The organism is Pseudomonas brassicacearum, from assembly GCF_003732225.1.
Taxonomy (GTDB): Bacteria; Pseudomonadota; Gammaproteobacteria; order Pseudomonadales; family Pseudomonadaceae; genus Aquipseudomonas; species Aquipseudomonas brassicacearum_E.
In genome coordinates, this window is record NZ_MOBJ01000005.1 from 158176 (window position 1) to 174266 (window position 16091).

Annotated in this window: 15 protein-coding genes; 2 read left to right on the forward strand and 13 right to left on the reverse strand. The window is 58.8% G+C overall.

The features are described 5' to 3' along the window. Positions 1-14 precede the first annotated feature (14 nt). The 4 genes from BK659_RS06290 to BK659_RS06305 are packed head-to-tail and all read right to left on the reverse strand — an operon-like array spanning position 15 to position 3465. Complete coding sequence (locus tag BK659_RS06290; RefSeq protein ID WP_123424234.1) at positions 15-1172, reverse strand: osmoprotectant ABC transporter ATP-binding protein OsmV; 1158 nt, start codon at positions 1170-1172, stop codon at positions 15-17. After that, positions 1169-1822, reverse strand: a complete 654-nt coding sequence (locus BK659_RS06295) for an ABC transporter permease (protein ID WP_123424235.1) — start codon at positions 1820-1822, stop codon at positions 1169-1171. Before BK659_RS06295 ends, BK659_RS06290 begins: the two co-directional genes overlap by 4 nt. A 9-nt stretch (positions 1823-1831) precedes the next feature. Then, positions 1832-2725, reverse strand: coding sequence for a glycine betaine ABC transporter substrate-binding protein (locus BK659_RS06300; protein WP_123424236.1), 894 nt, complete (start codon positions 2723-2725; stop codon positions 1832-1834). A gap of 23 nt (positions 2726-2748) precedes the next feature. Continuing rightward, entirely contained in the window at positions 2749-3465 is a 717-nt protein-coding gene (locus BK659_RS06305) for an ABC transporter permease (protein ID WP_123424237.1), read from the reverse strand. 490 nt (positions 3466-3955) lie between these two features. Between BK659_RS06305 and BK659_RS06310 the strand changes: the two genes are divergently transcribed. Next, a complete protein-coding gene (locus tag BK659_RS06310) occupies positions 3956-5539 on the forward strand; it encodes a peptide chain release factor 3 (RefSeq protein ID WP_123424238.1) in 1584 nt (527 codons plus the stop codon). Between the two features lie 102 nt (positions 5540-5641). Here BK659_RS06310 and BK659_RS06315 read toward each other — a convergent pair whose 3' ends face one another. Further along, positions 5642-6007, reverse strand: coding sequence for a nuclear transport factor 2 family protein (locus BK659_RS06315; protein WP_123424239.1), 366 nt, complete (start codon positions 6005-6007; stop codon positions 5642-5644). 50 nt (positions 6008-6057) lie between these two features. Beyond that, the gene (locus tag BK659_RS27715; RefSeq protein WP_185015287.1) at positions 6058-6213 is read right to left on the reverse strand and encodes a hypothetical protein; all 156 of its coding nucleotides are present in this window, start codon (positions 6211-6213) and stop codon (positions 6058-6060) included. Positions 6214-6664: 451 nt separating this feature from the next. Between BK659_RS27715 and BK659_RS06325 the strand changes: the two genes are divergently transcribed. Next, positions 6665-6889: a hypothetical protein gene (locus BK659_RS06325; RefSeq protein WP_123424241.1), complete on the forward strand. Its 225-nt coding sequence runs from the start codon at positions 6665-6667 to the stop codon at positions 6887-6889. Positions 6890-6999: 110 nt separating this feature from the next. On the opposite strand, the gene BK659_RS06330 is transcribed toward BK659_RS06325, so the two are convergent. The 7 genes from BK659_RS06330 to BK659_RS06360 all read right to left on the reverse strand — a co-directional run bounded on the left by BK659_RS06330 (position 7000) and on the right by BK659_RS06360 (position 15815). After that, positions 7000-7971 carry a peptide ABC transporter ATP-binding protein gene (locus tag BK659_RS06330; protein WP_123424242.1) on the reverse strand — a complete coding sequence of 324 codons (972 nt, stop codon included), beginning with the start codon at positions 7969-7971 and terminating at the stop codon, positions 7000-7002. Next, positions 7971-8939, reverse strand: coding sequence for an ABC transporter ATP-binding protein (locus BK659_RS06335; protein ID WP_071551842.1), 969 nt, complete (start codon positions 8937-8939; stop codon positions 7971-7973). Before BK659_RS06335 ends, BK659_RS06330 begins: the two co-directional genes overlap by 1 nt. A 10-nt stretch (positions 8940-8949) precedes the next feature. Beyond that, positions 8950-9861, reverse strand: coding sequence for an ABC transporter permease subunit (locus BK659_RS06340; RefSeq protein ID WP_123424243.1), 912 nt, complete (start codon positions 9859-9861; stop codon positions 8950-8952). A gap of 10 nt (positions 9862-9871) precedes the next feature. Beyond that, positions 9872-10882 (reverse strand): ABC transporter permease subunit, encoded by a 1011-nt coding sequence (locus BK659_RS06345; RefSeq protein ID WP_054594031.1) that lies wholly within the window; start codon positions 10880-10882, stop codon positions 9872-9874. A gap of 74 nt (positions 10883-10956) precedes the next feature. Beyond that, positions 10957-12552 carry an ABC transporter substrate-binding protein gene (locus BK659_RS06350; protein WP_123424244.1) on the reverse strand — a complete coding sequence of 532 codons (1596 nt, stop codon included), beginning with the start codon at positions 12550-12552 and terminating at the stop codon, positions 10957-10959. Between the two features lie 78 nt (positions 12553-12630). After that, the gene (locus BK659_RS06355) at positions 12631-14043 is read right to left on the reverse strand and encodes an OprD family porin (protein ID WP_123424245.1); all 1413 of its coding nucleotides are present in this window, start codon (positions 14041-14043) and stop codon (positions 12631-12633) included. A 170-nt stretch (positions 14044-14213) separates the two neighbouring features. Next, on the reverse strand, positions 14214-15815 hold the full coding sequence (locus BK659_RS06360; RefSeq protein WP_123424246.1) for an ABC transporter substrate-binding protein: 1602 nt from the start codon (positions 15813-15815) through the stop codon (positions 14214-14216). Positions 15816-16091: the final 276 nt, after the last annotated feature.

Genomic DNA, 16091 nt, shown 5'->3' on the forward strand with positions numbered 1-16091 from the left:
CGCGATGGCGTCCGTCAGGCCAGCGCTACTTCGGCAGGCGAAACAATACGGGTCTTGCCGCCACGCGAACGCCCGGAGCTCAAGTACTCGGCAATCGACTCCTGCGTCACTTCACCGAGGAATACCCGCTCGGCGTCCATCACCGGCAGCCACGAGCGGTTGAACTCGTACATGCGCGACAGCAGGATCCGCAGGTGCTCGTCATAGGCCGCCGTGGCGTTGAACTCGCGCAGGTATTGCGCGCAGGTGCCGGTCTGACGATGCAGATCGCGGCGGCGCACGTAGCCCAGGGCCTTGTTGTCGGCGCAGGTGACCACCACGTAGCGGCGGTCGAGTTCGTCCATCAATTCCAGCGCTTCGGCCACCGGTGTTTCCGGGCTGACCGACGGCGCGTTGTCCGCCGCGTCTTCGGCCTTGACTAGCAGCAGGCGCTTGAGCGTGCTGTCCTGGCCGACGAAGTTGCTGACAAAGTCATCCGCCGGGTGCGCGAGAAGGGTGTCCGGGTGGTCGATCTGGATTAGCTTGCCGCCACGGAAGATCGCGATCTTGTCGCCGAGCTTGATCGCTTCGTCGATGTCATGACTGACCATGATCACAGTCTTGCCCAATGCCCGTTGCATCTCGAAGAACTCGTTCTGGATCATCTCACGGTTGATCGGGTCGACCGCGCCGAACGGCTCATCCATCAACAGCAGCGGGGCGTCTGCGGCCAGAGCGCGGATCACACCGATCCGCTGTTGCTGGCCACCGGACAACTCACGCGGGTAGCGACTCAGATACTGCTTGGGTTCCAGCTTGATCATGCTCATCAACTCGCGGGCGCGGTCGTGGCATTGCTGTTTGTCCCAGCCGAGCAGGCGCGGAACGATGGTGATGTTTTCCTCGATGGTCATGTTCGGGAACAGACCGATCTGCTGGATCACATAACCGATGTTGCGACGCAGCGTTACGGCGTCGAGGTCGGTGGTGTCTTCGCCGTTGATCAGGATCTTGCCCGAGGTCGGCTTGATCAACCGGTTGATCATTTTCAGCGTGGTGCTTTTGCCGCACCCCGATGGCCCGAGGAATACGCAAATTTCGCCTTCATTGACGGTCAGGTTCACCGAGTCCACGGCTTTGATGTCTTTGCCGTTGCTGTGAAAGGTTTTGCTGAGGTTTTGAAGTTCGATCATTTCAGGAGTCCTTTTGGAGTCAGCGTGCGTTGCAGCCATTGCAGAAGCAGGTCGGCGAAGATCGCCAGAAGACTGACCAGCACTGCACCGACGATCAGCATCGACATGTCGCTGCGGCTGATGGCAGCGAGGATAAGTACGCCCAGTCCACCGGCGCCGATGGTGGCGGCGATGGTCATCACCCCGATGTTCATCACCACGGCGGTGCGCACGCCAGCGAGGATCACCGGCACCGCAATCGGCAACTCGACCATGCGCAGGCGCTGGCCGAAGGTCATGCCGATACCGCGCGCGGCTTCGCGAATACCGGGTTCGACGCCAGTCAGCGCCAGGTAGGTGTTACGCATGATCGGCAGCAGGGAATACAGAAACACCGCGGTGATGGCCGGCATCGGTCCCAGGCCCTGGCCGAATTTCGAGTAGAACGGCAGCAGCAGACCGAACAGCGCAATCGACGGAATGGTCAGCAGTACCGTGGCGCTGGCTTGCAGAGGACCGGCCAGCGCTGGGAAGCGTGTCATCAGAATGCCCAGCGGCACACCGACCACAATTGCCAGGGTCACGGCAATGCCGACCAGGGTGATGTGTTGCCAGGTCAGGTGCAGGACGAGCGGCCAGTCCAGGTGGGAAAAGGCGTTGAGAAATTCCATGGCTTTTCCTCAGTTGATGGGGTGCTGGCGCAAGAAATCTGCGGCCACGGCGGAAGGGCTTTCGTGGTCGACGTCGACCCGCGCATTGAGCTGACGCATGGTTTGGTCATCGAACAGTTGGGCCAGCGGTTTGAGTTGTTCGGCCAGTTGCGGGTGGGCGTCGAGGTAGGTTTGACGCACGACTGGCGCGGCGGTGTAGTCCGGGAAGTAATGCTTGTCGTCTTCCAGCAGTTTCAGCTTGAAGGCGTTCAAGCGCCCGTCGGTGGTGTAGACCAGACCGGCAAATACCTGGCCATTGCGCAGCGCGGTGTAGACCAGTCCGGCGTCCATCTGGCGGATGTTGTTGCGGGTCAGGTTCATGCCGTAGAGCTTGACCATGCCTTTGAGGCCGTCGGAACGGTTGGCGAACTCGGTGTCCAGCGCCACCAGGTGGTTGGTCTGCGCCTCAGCGCTGAGCACGCTGTTCAAGTCGCTGATGCTGTTGATTTGCGGATACTCATCGGCAACGTTCTTCGGCAGCGCGAGTGCATACGTGTTGCTGAATTTCGACGGAGCGAGCCAGACCAGGCCCTTTTTTGCGTCGAGTTCCTTGACCCGCGCGTAGGACTGTTCGCTGTCGAGCTTCTCCGTGACATGGTTGTAGGCCACCAGCGACACGCCGGTGTATTCCCACATCAGGTCCAGTTGGCCGTTTTCATGGGCACTGCGGGCCAGACTGCTGCCCAGACCTCCTGTCACCTGGACGTCGTAACCCTGGGTGCGCAGGTATTGGGAGGTGATTTCCGCGAGCAGGGTTTGTTCGGTGAACACCCGGGCACCGATGCGAATCAGCGGTTTTTCGGCGGCGTGGGCAAATCCTGCGCACAGCAGGACGCAACCTAGTAACAAGCTAAATGTCTTCATGATTATTCCTTCGCTCAGCCGGATCAGGACTGAGGTAAACCGCGTTCCAGCCAGAGGCGGCTGGCCAGTGTCACCAGACCGTCGAGCAGCAATGCCAGCAGGGCGGTGCAGGCTGCGCCGAGTATCAGTTGCGGCTGATTGTTCAAGGCAATGCCGGGGAAAATCAGGCTGCCCAGGCTATTGGCGCCGATCAGGAATGCCAGCGGTGCGGTGCCGACATTGATCGCCAACGCCACGCGTACGCCGCCGATGATGATCGGCACGGCGTTCGGCAGTTCGACCCGCCAGAGCACCTGACTCGGGGTCATGCCGATGCCGACGGCCGCTTCCTTGAGTGAACCCTGAACGTTTTTCAGGCCTTCGTAGGTGTTGCGCACGATGGGCAACAGGGACGCGAGGAATAGCGCGAAGATCGCAGGGCCGCTGCCGATCCCGAGAATTCCCAGGGCAATGGCCAGTACGGCGAGTGGCGGGACAGTGTTGCCGATGTTGAAGAGCTGCATGAAGCGTTCGGCGCGTCCGACCATGGTCGGGCGGCTGAGGAAGATACCGGCGGGGATGCCCACAACGAGGGCGGCCAGCATGGAAGCGAGGACTAGAATCAGATGAGCTTGCAGGTAAAACAACAAATCGTCGCGGTACAGTTCGATCGTGTTGATGCCGATCCAGTGGATCAGCAGGGCCAGAAGGGCGACGACAACCGCTCCTCCTGTCAGCCCTTTGCCATAGCGAATAGCCACAGGCGGACTCCTTTATTTCAGTCGGCGAACAGAACTTCGTGTGGCAACGCCATACTTGGCTGCCGAAGAAACTGTTCGCGAATAGCAGCTCGTTCAATGCCGGCAAAGCGGCATGAGATCGAGCCATAAGCGCAGCCTCGTCAGGCTGACTTGCTGATATTTCAGCCCCTGACGACAGGTCGTAACAGGGGAGTGGACGCCTCCACGGTTTAAAAGGTTCCCACGTTAGACACTATTTAGCCACCCCGGCCGCCTCACCTCTCGTCGTAGCAGCTGTCGAGCCTGCGAGGCTGCGTTCGGCGGCGTAGCCGTCGTAAAACCGGGCTCTGCGGTGTGTCAGGTTGACTGCGGTTGGCGATTCTACGACGGCTTCGCCGCCGAACGCAGCCTCGCAGGCTCGGCAGCTGCTACAGGGCGAACGGTGGTCTGTAGATGTCGTTTTGAGCTATACTCGCCGCCCTTTTTTGAATCACCTGCCAGGCGATTTCCCATGACCAAACAGGCCGCCGAAGTCGCGAAACGCCGCACTTTCGCCATTATTTCCCACCCCGATGCGGGTAAGACCACCATCACCGAGAAGCTCTTGCTGATGGGCAAGGCGATTGCGATTGCCGGTACGGTGAAGTCTCGCAAATCCGACCGCCATGCCACCTCCGACTGGATGGAAATGGAAAAGCAGCGTGGTATTTCCATTACCACGTCGGTCATGCAGTTCCCGTATCGCGATCACATGATCAACCTGCTCGACACCCCGGGCCACGAAGACTTCTCCGAAGACACCTACCGCACCCTGACGGCGGTCGACTCGGCATTGATGGTTCTCGACGGCGGTAAGGGCGTAGAGCCACGGACCATCGCCCTGATGGACGTTTGCCGTCTGCGTGACACGCCGATCGTCAGCTTCATCAACAAACTCGACCGCGACATTCGCGACCCGATCGAACTGCTCGACGAAATCGAAGCCGTCCTGAAGATCAAGGCTGCGCCGATCACCTGGCCGATCGGTTGCTACCGCGATTTCAAAGGCGTCTATCACCTCGCCGACGACTACATCATTGTGTACACCGCAGGCCACGGCCACGAGCGTACCGAGGTGAAAATCATCGAGAAGCTCGATTCCGATGAAGCCCGCGCCCACTTGGGTGACGAGTACCACCGCTTCGTCGAACAGCTGGAACTGGTGCAGGGCGCCTGCCACGAATTCAATCAGCAAGAGTTCATGGACGGCCAACTGACCCCGGTGTTCTTCGGTACCGCATTGGGCAACTTCGGGGTCGATCACGTGCTCGACGCTGTGGTCAACTGGGCGCCGAAGCCGCTGGCCCGTGTCGCCAACGAGCGTACCGTGGAGCCGGTGGAAGAGAAGTTCGCCGGTTTCGTGTTCAAGATCCAGGCGAACATGGACCCTAAACACCGCGACCGCATTGCCTTCATGCGTATCTGCTCCGGCAAGTATGAGAAAGGCATGAAGATGCGCCACGTGCGCACCGGCAAGGACGTACGGATCGGCGATGCGCTGACCTTCTTCTCCTCTGAGCGTGAGCAACTGGAAGAAGCGTTTGCCGGCGACATCATCGGTCTGCACAACCACGGCACCATCCAGATCGGCGACACCTTCACCGAAGGCGAAACCCTGGGCTTCACCGGTATCCCGCACTTCGCCCCGGAACTGTTCCGCCGCGTACGCCTGAAGGATCCGCTGAAATCCAAGCAACTTCGCCAGGGCTTGCAGCAGCTGGCCGAAGAGGGCGCGACCCAGGTGTTCTTCCCGGAACGCAGCAACGACATCATCCTCGGCGCCGTCGGTGTGCTGCAGTTCGATGTGGTCGCCAGCCGCCTGAAAGAGGAATACAAGGTTGAATGCGCCTACGAGCCGATCACGGTCTATTCCGCGCGCTGGATCGATTGCAGCGATAAGAAGAAGCTCGAAGAGTTCAGCGTCAAGGCTGTGGAAAACCTTGCGATTGACGGCGGTGGTCACCTGACCTACCTGGCCCCGACCCGAGTCAATCTGGCGCTGATGGAAGAACGCTGGCCGGACGTGAAATTCCGTGCGACGCGTGAGCATCACTAAGCGCTGAGTTGAAATACTGAAAACCCTGTTGCGAAAGTTGCGGGGTTTTTTGTGCCTGACGTAATTAACAGCGCGGGCTTGTTACAGAAAACCAGTTGGCAGTCATCGCTGAGGGAGAGGTGTTCCCTGATGGAAAACCATCTGCCAATGCTCGCCCTGCCTGCGCCAGATCGAACTGCGCAAGCTGTTGGTGGGGCAGTGCTGGCCAATGGAGGGAGTGTGACAGTGATAGGTCACCAATACGGTGTATTCAGATAATTGTTTGGCTGCGAATTCGCTGATAGTGCGCCGGGTGAACGCCTCATGAGGCAACTGCTCGACCACTTCGGCCTTGTTCCAGATGCTGCCACTGGCGCCGAACTCGATGAAGTCGTCGGCGAGCAGGCGTGAGATTTCTTCTGCATCGCGTCGGGTTGCCTGCGACTGGAGGCGTTGTTCGAGTTTCAGCAGTGTCTGCGATAGTTCCATGGCAATGGCCTTCGTCTGAGTCGTACGGTCTCACCTTAGCGTACGGTGGATCAGCCAATGCCGATTTCTTCTTTGAACTGTTCCCAAAAACCTTTCAAACGCTCATGGCGATTTTTGTGCTGGGCCAGGCCATATCCGTCAACATCTGCGACGCGAGGGAGCGAAGCAGCGAGTTGTTGTAGCGGCGCGGAAGTAATAGTGGTCATCGTAAGTTCGTTTAAAAAAATGGGGCTTACTGTGGAAGGCATAGTTCGATCCCCCCGCTCCTGCGGGGGGATTAAAAAGGCTCGCAAGAACCAAAATTTCTGACACTTCGCGCGTTGATCCTGGAACCGCTTCGCCATCGTGCCAGAGCGAGCCTTTTCGCCAAAAAACAAGATCAAAAGATCGCAGCGTTCCGCAGCTCCTACGAAGCGCGCGTACACCCGTAGGAGCTGCGGCACGCTGCGATCTTTTGATTTTCATTCCAGCAGAAATAGCTTTTTGGCCTAACCATTATTCCAAACCTGTCTTTTGGCAAAAGGCAATTGGCGACCATCGTTAGTGTCCTATCTGGTCAATCCCGTCTATCCAGACTAGATTTCAGACAGCGCTGCGGTCGTTGGAACTACGATCCGCAGCTATCCGTGATTCACCTACGAAAGGATGGAATCAGCTATGAGCATTTTTCAACGCATGGTTTTACTGATCAAAGTGCTGGTGTTGCTGTCGGTGGGCACTTCGGCAGCGTGGGCGAGCAGCGGCGCGGTGCAGGACCAGGGTTTTTGGGCCGCAAAAAGTGTGCAGGGCAGTAGTTTGATGGTTGCCACTGGTGATCAGGGTGACAGTAAAGGCGATGAGGACCCGTCCTCCGACGATTCCGAAGACGATACCCAGGGTTAAGGATTCAGACAAAAGAAAACCCCTCTTTCCGGACTGATGCGCAATCGGAGAAGGAGGGGTTTGGTTAACACATTGAAAGCGCCCCGAGAGGGCGCTTTTTCATGCCCGGCTTAGACGACGAATTGCTCGGCGTAATGGCAGGCCACCTGGCGGCTGTCGAGTTGGCGCAGGGCCGGCTCTTCTTTGCTGCACCGTTCAGTGGCGTACGGGCAGCGCTTGTGGAAAGCGCAACCGGACGGCGGGTTCAGCGGGTTTGGCAGTTCGCCGACGATCTTGATTTTCGGCTTGGTCGGATCCGGGTGGATCGTCGGTGTGGCCGACAGCAGGGCCTGGGTGTACGGGTGCAGAGGACGGGTGTAGATGTCTTCTTTCGGGCCCATTTCCACCGGACGGCCGAGGTACATCACCAACACTTGGTCGGCGACGTGACGCACCACCGCCAGGTTGTGGGAGATGAACACGTAGGCGGTGTTGAACTCTTGTTGAAGATCCATGAACAGGTTCAGAACCTGAGCCTGGATCGACACGTCCAGCGCCGAGGTCGGTTCGTCCGCGACCAGCACTTTGGGTTGTAGCATCATGGCGCGTGCCAGGGCGATCCGCTGGCGCTGACCGCCCGAGAACATGTGCGGATAACGCTGATAGTGCTCAGGACGCAAGCCGACCTGCTTCATCATCGCCTGGACTTTTTCACGGCGTTCGGCCGCGGAAAGCTTGGTGTTGATCAATAATGGCTCTGCAAGCTGATCGCCGATTTTCTGCCGTGGGTTCAGCGAGGCGTAAGGGCTCTGAAAGACCATCTGCACATCTTTGCGCAGTTGTTTGCGTTCGGCCTTGTTGGCACCGGTCACTTCTTGCCCGGCGATTTTCAACGAGCCCGAAGACGGCTCTTCGATCAACGTCAGGGCACGGGCCAGGGTCGACTTGCCGCAACCGGACTCGCCTACAACAGCGAGGGTCTTGCCGGCTTCGAGTTCGAACGACACGCCATTGAGTGCGCGTACCAGCGCGGTGCCTTTGAACAGGCCGCGGGAGACTTCATAGTGACGGGTGAGGTCACGGGCGGTGAGAACGACGGCCATTACGCCACCTCCTGATTCAAAGGATAGAAGCAGCGGGCGAGGCTGTTGCTTTTCGGGTCCAGGCCTGGACGTTGTTGACGGCAGCTGTCCTGCACGTACGGGCAGCGCGGCGACAGCAGGCAGCCTTGCGGACGGTCATAACGGCCGGGAACGATGCCCGGCAGCGTGGCCAGGCGCGAGGAACCCAGGCTGTGCTCGGGAATTGCCTTGAGCAGCGCTTCGCTGTACGGGTGCGCCGGGATGTCGAATAACTGCGGCACCTGACCGACTTCTACTGCTTGGCCGGCGTACATCACGCACACGCGCTGAGCGGTTTCGGCCACCACGGCGAGGTCGTGAGTGATCAGCACCAGACCCATGTTCTGCTCTTTTTGCAGCGCCAGCAGCAGGTCCATGATCTGCGCCTGAATCGTCACGTCCAACGCGGTGGTCGGTTCGTCGGCGATCAGCAGTTTCGGTTCGCCGGCAATCGCCATGGCAATCGCCACGCGTTGGCTCATACCGCCGGACAGTTGATGCGGGTAGGCATCCATACGGCTTGCGGCGCCCGGGATTTCGACTTTTTCCAGCAGCTCGATAGCGCGCTTACGGGCGGCCTTGCTGGACATTTTCAGGTGCAGACGTAGCACTTCTTCGATCTGGAAACCGACGGTATAGCTCGGGTTCAGTGCGGTCATAGGGTCCTGGAAGACCATGGCCAGGTCTTTGCCGACGATTTGCCGACGCTGACGGTTGCTGAGCTTGAGCATGTTCTTGCCGTCGAAATTCAGGGCGTCAGCGGTGACGATCCCTGGATGTTCGATCAGGCCCATCAGCGCCATCATGGTCACGGACTTGCCGGACCCTGACTCGCCAACGATGGCCAGGACTTCGCCTTTGTCCACGGAAATGTCGAGGCCATCGACCACCGGAACGGCGTTCTTGTCGCCGAAGCGAACGTTGAGATTCTTGATTTCTAACAGTGACATTTGAATCTCCTCAGGCGGCGTTCTTGAGTTTCGGGTCCAGCGCATCGCGCAGGCCGTCGCCCATCAAGTTGATTGCCAGCACGCTGAGCAAAATGGTCAAGCCAGGCAGGCTGACGACCCACCAGGCGCGTTCGATGTAGTCGCGAGCCGAAGCCAGCATGGTGCCCCACTCCGGGGTTGGCGGTTGTACGCCAAGGCCGAGGAAGCCCAGTGCCGCGGCATCGAGAATCGCCGAGGAGAAGCTCAGGGTCGCCTGAACGATCAGTGGCGCCATGCAGTTGGGCAGCACAGTGACGAACATCAGACGTGGCAGACCGGCACCGGCCAGGCGTGCGGCGGTCACGTAGTCGCGGTTCAGTTCGCCCATCACCGCGGCGCGGGTCAGACGAACATAGGACGGCAACGAAACCACGGCGATGGCGATAATGGTGTTGATCAGGCCAGGGCCGAGGATGGCGACGATCGCCACAGCCAGCAGCAGGGATGGCAGGGCCAGCATGATGTCCATCAGACGCATGATGGTCGGGCCCAGCAGGCGCGGGAAGAACCCGGCGAACAGACCCAGCAGGATCCCCGGAATCAGCGACATGACCACCGACGACAGGCCGATCAACAAGGACAGGCGCGAACCGTGGATCAGACGCGACAGCAGGTCGCGACCCAGTTCATCGGTGCCGAGCAGGAACTGCATCTGCCCATTTGCCAGCCAGGCTGGCGGGGTCAGCAGGAAGTCGCGGAACTGCTCGCTCGGGTTATGCGGAGCTACCCATGGGGCGAAAATCGCGCAAAAAATAACCAGCAGCATGAAGAACAGGCCGGCAACGGCACCCTTGTTCTTGGAGAAGGCTTGCCAGAACTCTTTGTACGGGGACGGGTAAAGCAGGCTTTGATCGACTGCTACGGTAGACGTTGGAGTACTCATTCGTAGGGTCTCAGCGCTGGTGACGGATGCGTGGGTTTGCGAAGCCATAAAGAATATCCACTACAAAGTTGACCAGAATCACCAGGCAGGCGATTAACAGGATTCCGTTTTGCACCACTGGGTAGTCCCGGGCGCCAATGGCTTCGATCAGCCATTTGCCGATACCGGGCCAGGAGAAGATGGTTTCGGTCAGAACCGCACCGGCCAGCAATGTGCCGACTTGCAAACCGACCACGGTCAGTACCGGGATCAAGGCGTTGCGCAGGCCGTGAACGAACACCACGCGCGACGGCGACAGGCCTTTGGCCCGGGCGGTGCGGATGTAGTCTTCACGCAGGACTTCGAGCATCGAGGAGCGGGTCATCCGGGCGATCACCGCCAACGGGATGGTACCGAGCACGATGGCCGGAAGAATCAGGTGATGCAGGGCGTCGAAGAACGCGCCAGTGTCATTGGCCAGCAGGGTGTCGATGAGCATGAAGCCGGTTCTTGGCTCGATGTCGTAAAGCAGGTCGATCCGCCCGGACACCGGGGTCAAGCCCAGGGAGACCGAGAAGAACATGATGAGGATCAGACCCCACCAGAAGATCGGCATCGAATACCCGGCAAGGGAGATGCCCATTACCCCATGGTCGAATAGGGACCCTCGCTTCAGCGCCGCGATCACCCCGGCCAATAGCCCGAGAACGCCAGCGAACAGCAAGGCCGCCATGGACAGTTCCAGAGTTGCCGGGAACAGCGAGGTGAACTCGGTCCATACGCTTTCACGGGTACGCAGGGATTCACCCAGGTCACCGTGGGCCAGTTTGCCGATGTAGTCCAGATACTGGGCGTACAGCGGTTTGTTCAGACCAAGGCGTTCCATTGCCTGAGCATGCATTTCGGGATCCACCCGACGTTCGCCCATCATTACTTCCACGGGGTCGCCGGGAATCATGCGAATCAATGCGAAAGTCAGCAGGGTGATGCCGAAGAACGTGGGGATCAATAATCCCAATCGGCGGGCAATAAAACTAAACATCTTCTGGTGTACCTCATCAGCCGGTTAGGCGTTCCCGGCAGCGTTGGGGTCAACGTTGCCGGGCGTTTTCTTATCTACTTCACCTGGGTGGTGGCGAAGTTATTAGTGGTAAGGGGGCTAATGTGGTAGCCCTCTACGTTGTTGCGCATTGCGGTGAACATGCGGGTGTGGGCCATGCTGATCCATGGCTGGTCCTGATTGAAAATCAGTTGGGCCTGTTCATAGAGCGCTGTGCGTTCGGCAGGGTTTACTTTAGCTCGGGCTTCATCGATTAGCGTCTGAAACTTCTCATTGCACCAGCGGGCGTAGTTTTCGCCGTTCTTCGCTGCTTCGCAACTGAGGTTAGGCGTCAGGAAGTTATCCGGGTCGCCGTTGTCGCCCGCCCATCCGGCAGAAACCATGTCGTGCTCGCCGTTTTTGGCGCGCTTGAGCATTTCGCCCCATTCCATGACGCGAATGTCGAGCTTGATCCCGACCTTGGCCAGGTCCGCTTGCATCATCTGTGCGCCGAGCATCGGGTTCGGGTTGGTCGGGCCGCCACCGTTACGGGTGAACAGGGTCAGCACAGTACCGTCCGGCACGCCCGCTTCCTTGAGCAGGGCACGGGCCTTGTCGAGGTCACGGGGTGGGTTTTTCAGGTCGTGGTTGTAGCCCAGCAGCGTCGGCGGGTACGGGTTGACCGCCACCGTGGCGTTATTTTTACCGAACAGCGCGTTGACGTAGGCTGCCTTGTCGAAAGCGATGTTGATCGCCTTACGGACCCGCACGTCGCTCATGTATTTATGCTGGGTGTTCATGGCGATGTAGGAGACGGTCATCGCGTCCATTTCATCGACGTTCAGGTTGGTGTCTTTCTTGATGCTCGGGATGTCATCCGGTTTCGGATACAGCGCGACCTGACACTCGTTGGCCTTGAGCTTTTGCAGGCGCACGTTGTTGTCGGTGGCGATGGCCAGGATCAGCGCGTCAGCCGGTGGTTTGCCGCGGAAGTACTCCGGGTTGGCCTTGAAGCGGACCTGAGCGTCCTTGGCGTAACGCTGGAAGATGAACGGGCCGGTGCCGACCGGTTTGCTGTTCAGGTCGCCGGTCTTGTCGGCCTTGAGCAGTTGGTCAGCGTACTCGGCGGAGTAGATCGAGGCGAACGCCATGGCGATGTCGGCCAGGAACGGCGCTTCGCGGCGGGTCAAGGTGAACGTGACGGTGTTGTCGTCGACTTTATCAACGCTTTTGAGCAGTTCCTTGAAGCCCATGCTTTCAAAGTACGGGAAGCCCACGCTCGACTTGGTGTGCCACGGGTGTTTCGGGTCCAGCTGACGCTGGAAACTCCAGACCACGTCGTCGGCATTCAGGTCGCGGGTCGGCTTGAAGTAATCGGTGGTGTGAAACTTGACGCCTTTGCGCAGGTGGAACGTGTAGGTCAGACCGTCCTCGCTGATGTCCCAGGAATCGGCCAGTGCCGGAACCACCTCAGTGGTACCGGGCTTGAAGTCCGCCAGACGATTGAAGATGGTTTCGGACACCGCATCGCCTGTGACTGCAGTCGTGTACTGGACCATATCGAAGCCTTCCGGGCTGGCTTCGGTACAGACCACCAAGGGTTTGGCCGAGGCGCCGATAGCGACACTCAGCAGCGCGGCGGCGATGGCCGCACGTAGGGGAAGCATTTTCATCAAGAGCCCTCTGCAATCGGTTGAACAGGAAAAAACCAGACGGCCAACTCGTCATGAGTCAGCCGTTTGGCAGCGTTTTTACAAAATGTTGAACGGGATGGTGGTCACGAGACGGAACTCGTTGAGACTGCCGTCAGCCTGGTTTTCGCTCGCACGGTGCGCGGTGTAGGTCGCGCGAACTGTGGTGGCCTTGAGTGGACCGCTCTGTACGGCGTACGAAGCACCGATGCCGTATTCATAGTGGTGCTCGCCATCCATGTTTTTCACGTCATAGGCGGTGCCGGTGTAGTGCGTACCGTCGATGCCCCAGCCGCGAGCCTGGTAGATGTTGAACTTCAGGCCTGGCACGCCGTATTCAGCCATGTTCAGACCATAGGCGATCTGGAAGGACTTCTCGTTCGGGCCGTTGAAGTCCGAGAGCAGGGAGTTGGCCAGGTAGATGCCGTTGGTTTCGTGCAGGTAGTCGAAGTACTCGTCACCGGCAATTTGCTGCCAGGAGAACGTCAGGCTGTGAGCCTGGTGGGTCAGACCGAACGACACGGAGTAGGCATCGTTGTTGATGTTGCCCATTTCCTTTTTGCCGGTGTCGAGGGTCTTGTAGTAGTTCAGGCCGGTGGTCAGGCCCAGCACCGAGCTATCGCCCAGTTCGTGGGTGGCGCCGAAGTAGTACTGATTCCAGAAGTCCTCGACGTTCGCGACGTACAGGCTGGTCTTCAGGCTTTTGAACGGCTGATAGTTGAGACCAGCGGTGTTCACGCGATCGGTTTCGGCCTTGTTGTTGGTGTACTCGGTACGGAATTTCGACAGGCTCTCTTCGGTCCGCGGGGATACGCGGTCAAAGGATCCTGCGTCGAACGACAGGTTGTTCAGCTCTTCGCTGTGCAGGCTCACACCCTCAAAGCTCGAAGGCAATGCACGGTTACCGATGGTGTCGACAATCGGGGTGCTGAAATTCTGGCGACCGGCGGTCAGCGTCGTGTTCGATACGCGGAACTTGACGTTGGCCAGGCCCAGTTTGCTCCACTGGCCAACGGCATCGCCACCTTCCTTGGTCAGGGTACGGTTGTTGCCTGCGCCTGGACGAGAGCCCGGTGCGCCACCGTTGTTGGACGCCAGATCCTTTTGATCACGGTCCAGTGCCACGGCGTTGTAGGCGGCTACTTCAGTGCTGACACCGACGGTGCCCTGAGTGAAGCCGGAGTTGTACTTGACGATGGTGCCCTGAACCCAGTTGATACGGCGATCGGTTGGAGTCGCCACACCGTCTTTGAGGTAGGTGAACTTGCCGCCACGTTTCAGTTGTTCGTTGGCGTACCAGTTACGCGTGCTGCCGTCGATCTTCTGACCTTCGACAAAGCCTGTTGCGTCGGCTTGCGCGCTGCTGGTGTTGACCGTAACCGGGGTGAATTCCTGGCTCTGGGTTTCTGCGTAAGCCGTAGCGGTTACGCTGCTGATGGCCAAGGCCAATAACGCGGTGCTGCTCAGTTTCATGGGTGAAGCTCCTTTCTTTCTTTTATTAATGCCGGTCTTTTTTGGTGATCCGGCTATTTGGTTTCGAACTCATTCACGCATCGCAAACGTTTGCATTTGGCTTGTTCGCCGAATTCAGGCAACACCTTTGCTTGAGGGCGAAAATCGCCCTCAGGGTTCTGGCTAATCAGTTATTGGTCGATGCTGACACCCGAGAAAACGTTACGGCCGAAGGGGCTGACCTTGAATCCTTCGACTTTGGCGCTCAACGGCTGGTTGACCGTCGAGTGGGCGACAGGGGTGATCGGCACTTGCTGCTTGAGCAATTGCTGAGCCTGTTTGTAGAGCACCGTGCGTTGCTCGCGGTCGGTGACAATCTTGGCCTGCTTGATCAGCTTGTCGTATTGCGGGTCACACCACATGGAGTAGTTGTTGCCGCCAATCGCGTCGCAGCTGTACAGGGTGCCCAGCCAGTTGTCCGGGTCCCCGTTGTCGCCGGTCCAGCCGATCAGGCTGATGTCGTGCTCGCCATTCTTGGTGCGCTTGATGTACTCGCCCCATTCGTAGCTGACGATCTTCACTTTCAGGCCGATTTTCGCCCAGTCCGACTGAAGCATCTCAGCCATCAACTTGGCGTTCGGGTTGTATGGACGCTGCACGGGCATCGCCCACAGGGTGATCTCGGTGCCTTCCTTGACCCCGGCAGCCTTGAGCAATTCCTTGGCTTTTTCCGGGTTGTAGGCGGCGTCTTTGATGGTTTCGTCGTAGGACCACTGGGTCGGTGGCATGGCGTTGACCGCCAGTTGGCCGGCGCCCTGGTACACCGCCTTGAGAATCCCTTGCTTGTTCACCGCCATGTCCAGCGCCTGGCGGACTTCGAGCTGGTCGAAGGGTTTATGTCGCACGTTGTAGGCGATGTAGCCAAGGTTGAAACCGGGCTTCTCGATGAGCTGCAGCTTGGGGTCGTTTTTCAGCGCGTCGACATCGGCCGGGCGTGGGTGCAGGGTGATCTGGCATTCGTTTTTCTTGAGCTTCTGCACGCGCACCGACGCATCGGTGTTGATGGCGAAAATCAGTTGGTCGAGCTTGACCCGGCTCGGGTCCCAGTAGTGTTTGTTGCCGGTGTAGCGGATGTTGGAATCTTTCTGGTAGCTCTTGAACACGAACGGCCCGGTGCCGATCGGCTTCTGGTTGATCTCGCTCGGCTTGCCGGACGCGAGCAACTGGTCGGCGTATTCGGCAGAGAGAATCGAGGCGAAACTCATGGCGATGTTCTGAATGAACGCGGCGTCTACCGAGTTCAGGGTCATGACCACGGTCAGCGGCCCGGTCTTCTCGACCTTGGCGATGTTCTTGTTCAGGCTCATCCCGTTGAAGTATGGAAACTCGGTCGGGTAAGCCTTACGGAATGGATGCTCGGCATCGAGCATGCGATTGAAGGTGAACAACACGTCGTCGGCGTTGAAATCGCGGCTCGGCGTGAAGTACTGGGTGCTGTGAAATTTCACCCCTTCGCGCAGGTGGAACGTGTACTTGAGACCATCCTCGGAAATATCCCAACGGGTGGCCAGGCCCGGTACGACACTGGTAGCGCCTTTTTCGAACTCGGCCAGCCGGTTGTACAACGGTTCGGCGGCATCGTTGTCGGTTGCAGTGGTGTACTGCGCGGTGTCGAAACCTGCCGGGCTGCCTTCGGAGCAAAACACCAGGCTGTTGTTGGCGGCCTGGCTGATTGACGTGGCGGCCAACAGGCCGGTGCCCAGTAATGCGGATAAAACCAAGGTATGGCGCATGACGCTCCCTCTCTTTTTAGGTGTTAAACAGTGCGTCATCGTCCCGTCCTGGGACGTGCAGACATCACTGATCCAAAGCCATGGGTTCAGCAGTTGCCAGCCGCAGCGAAAAAACGGCCGTACCCCGACGGTATGAGTCGAAGGTCAGGCGGTAAATGCGTAAGGCCTGAAAAACAGGTAGGAAAAGGCGACACGTCCTAAACCCGCTGCAGTAGTCCGCAGTGGTTTGGGAAGTAGGCGAATTCCAGCTGTCTTGGCAGATAAGGCAACGGCGAC

Excerpts from the sequence above, each read along its gene's own strand:
- BK659_RS06290 (WP_123424234.1), bottom strand. The coding sequence starts at position 1,172 with ATGATCGAACTTCAAAACCTCAGCAAAACCTTTCACAGCAACGGCAAA.
- BK659_RS06295 (WP_123424235.1), bottom strand. The coding sequence starts at position 1,822 with ATGGAATTTCTCAACGCCTTTTCCCACCTGGACTGGCCGCTCGTCCTG.
- BK659_RS06300 (WP_123424236.1), bottom strand. The coding sequence starts at position 2,725 with ATGAAGACATTTAGCTTGTTACTAGGTTGCGTCCTGCTGTGCGCAGGA.
- BK659_RS06310 (WP_123424238.1), top strand. The coding sequence starts at position 3,956 with ATGACCAAACAGGCCGCCGAAGTCGCGAAACGCCGCACTTTCGCCATT.
- BK659_RS06315 (WP_123424239.1), bottom strand. The coding sequence starts at position 6,007 with ATGGAACTATCGCAGACACTGCTGAAACTCGAACAACGCCTCCAGTCG.
- BK659_RS27715 (WP_185015287.1), bottom strand. The coding sequence starts at position 6,213 with ATGACCACTATTACTTCCGCGCCGCTACAACAACTCGCTGCTTCGCTC.
- BK659_RS06325 (WP_123424241.1), top strand. The coding sequence starts at position 6,665 with ATGAGCATTTTTCAACGCATGGTTTTACTGATCAAAGTGCTGGTGTTG.
- BK659_RS06330 (WP_123424242.1), bottom strand. The coding sequence starts at position 7,971 with ATGGCCGTCGTTCTCACCGCCCGTGACCTCACCCGTCACTATGAAGTC.
- BK659_RS06335 (WP_071551842.1), bottom strand. The coding sequence starts at position 8,939 with ATGTCACTGTTAGAAATCAAGAATCTCAACGTTCGCTTCGGCGACAAG.
- BK659_RS06340 (WP_123424243.1), bottom strand. The coding sequence starts at position 9,861 with ATGAGTACTCCAACGTCTACCGTAGCAGTCGATCAAAGCCTGCTTTAC.
- BK659_RS06345 (WP_054594031.1), bottom strand. The coding sequence starts at position 10,882 with ATGTTTAGTTTTATTGCCCGCCGATTGGGATTATTGATCCCCACGTTC.
- BK659_RS06350 (WP_123424244.1), bottom strand. The coding sequence starts at position 12,552 with ATGAAAATGCTTCCCCTACGTGCGGCCATCGCCGCCGCGCTGCTGAGT.
- BK659_RS06355 (WP_123424245.1), bottom strand. The coding sequence starts at position 14,043 with ATGAAACTGAGCAGCACCGCGTTATTGGCCTTGGCCATCAGCAGCGTA.
- BK659_RS06360 (WP_123424246.1), bottom strand. The coding sequence starts at position 15,815 with ATGCGCCATACCTTGGTTTTATCCGCATTACTGGGCACCGGCCTGTTG.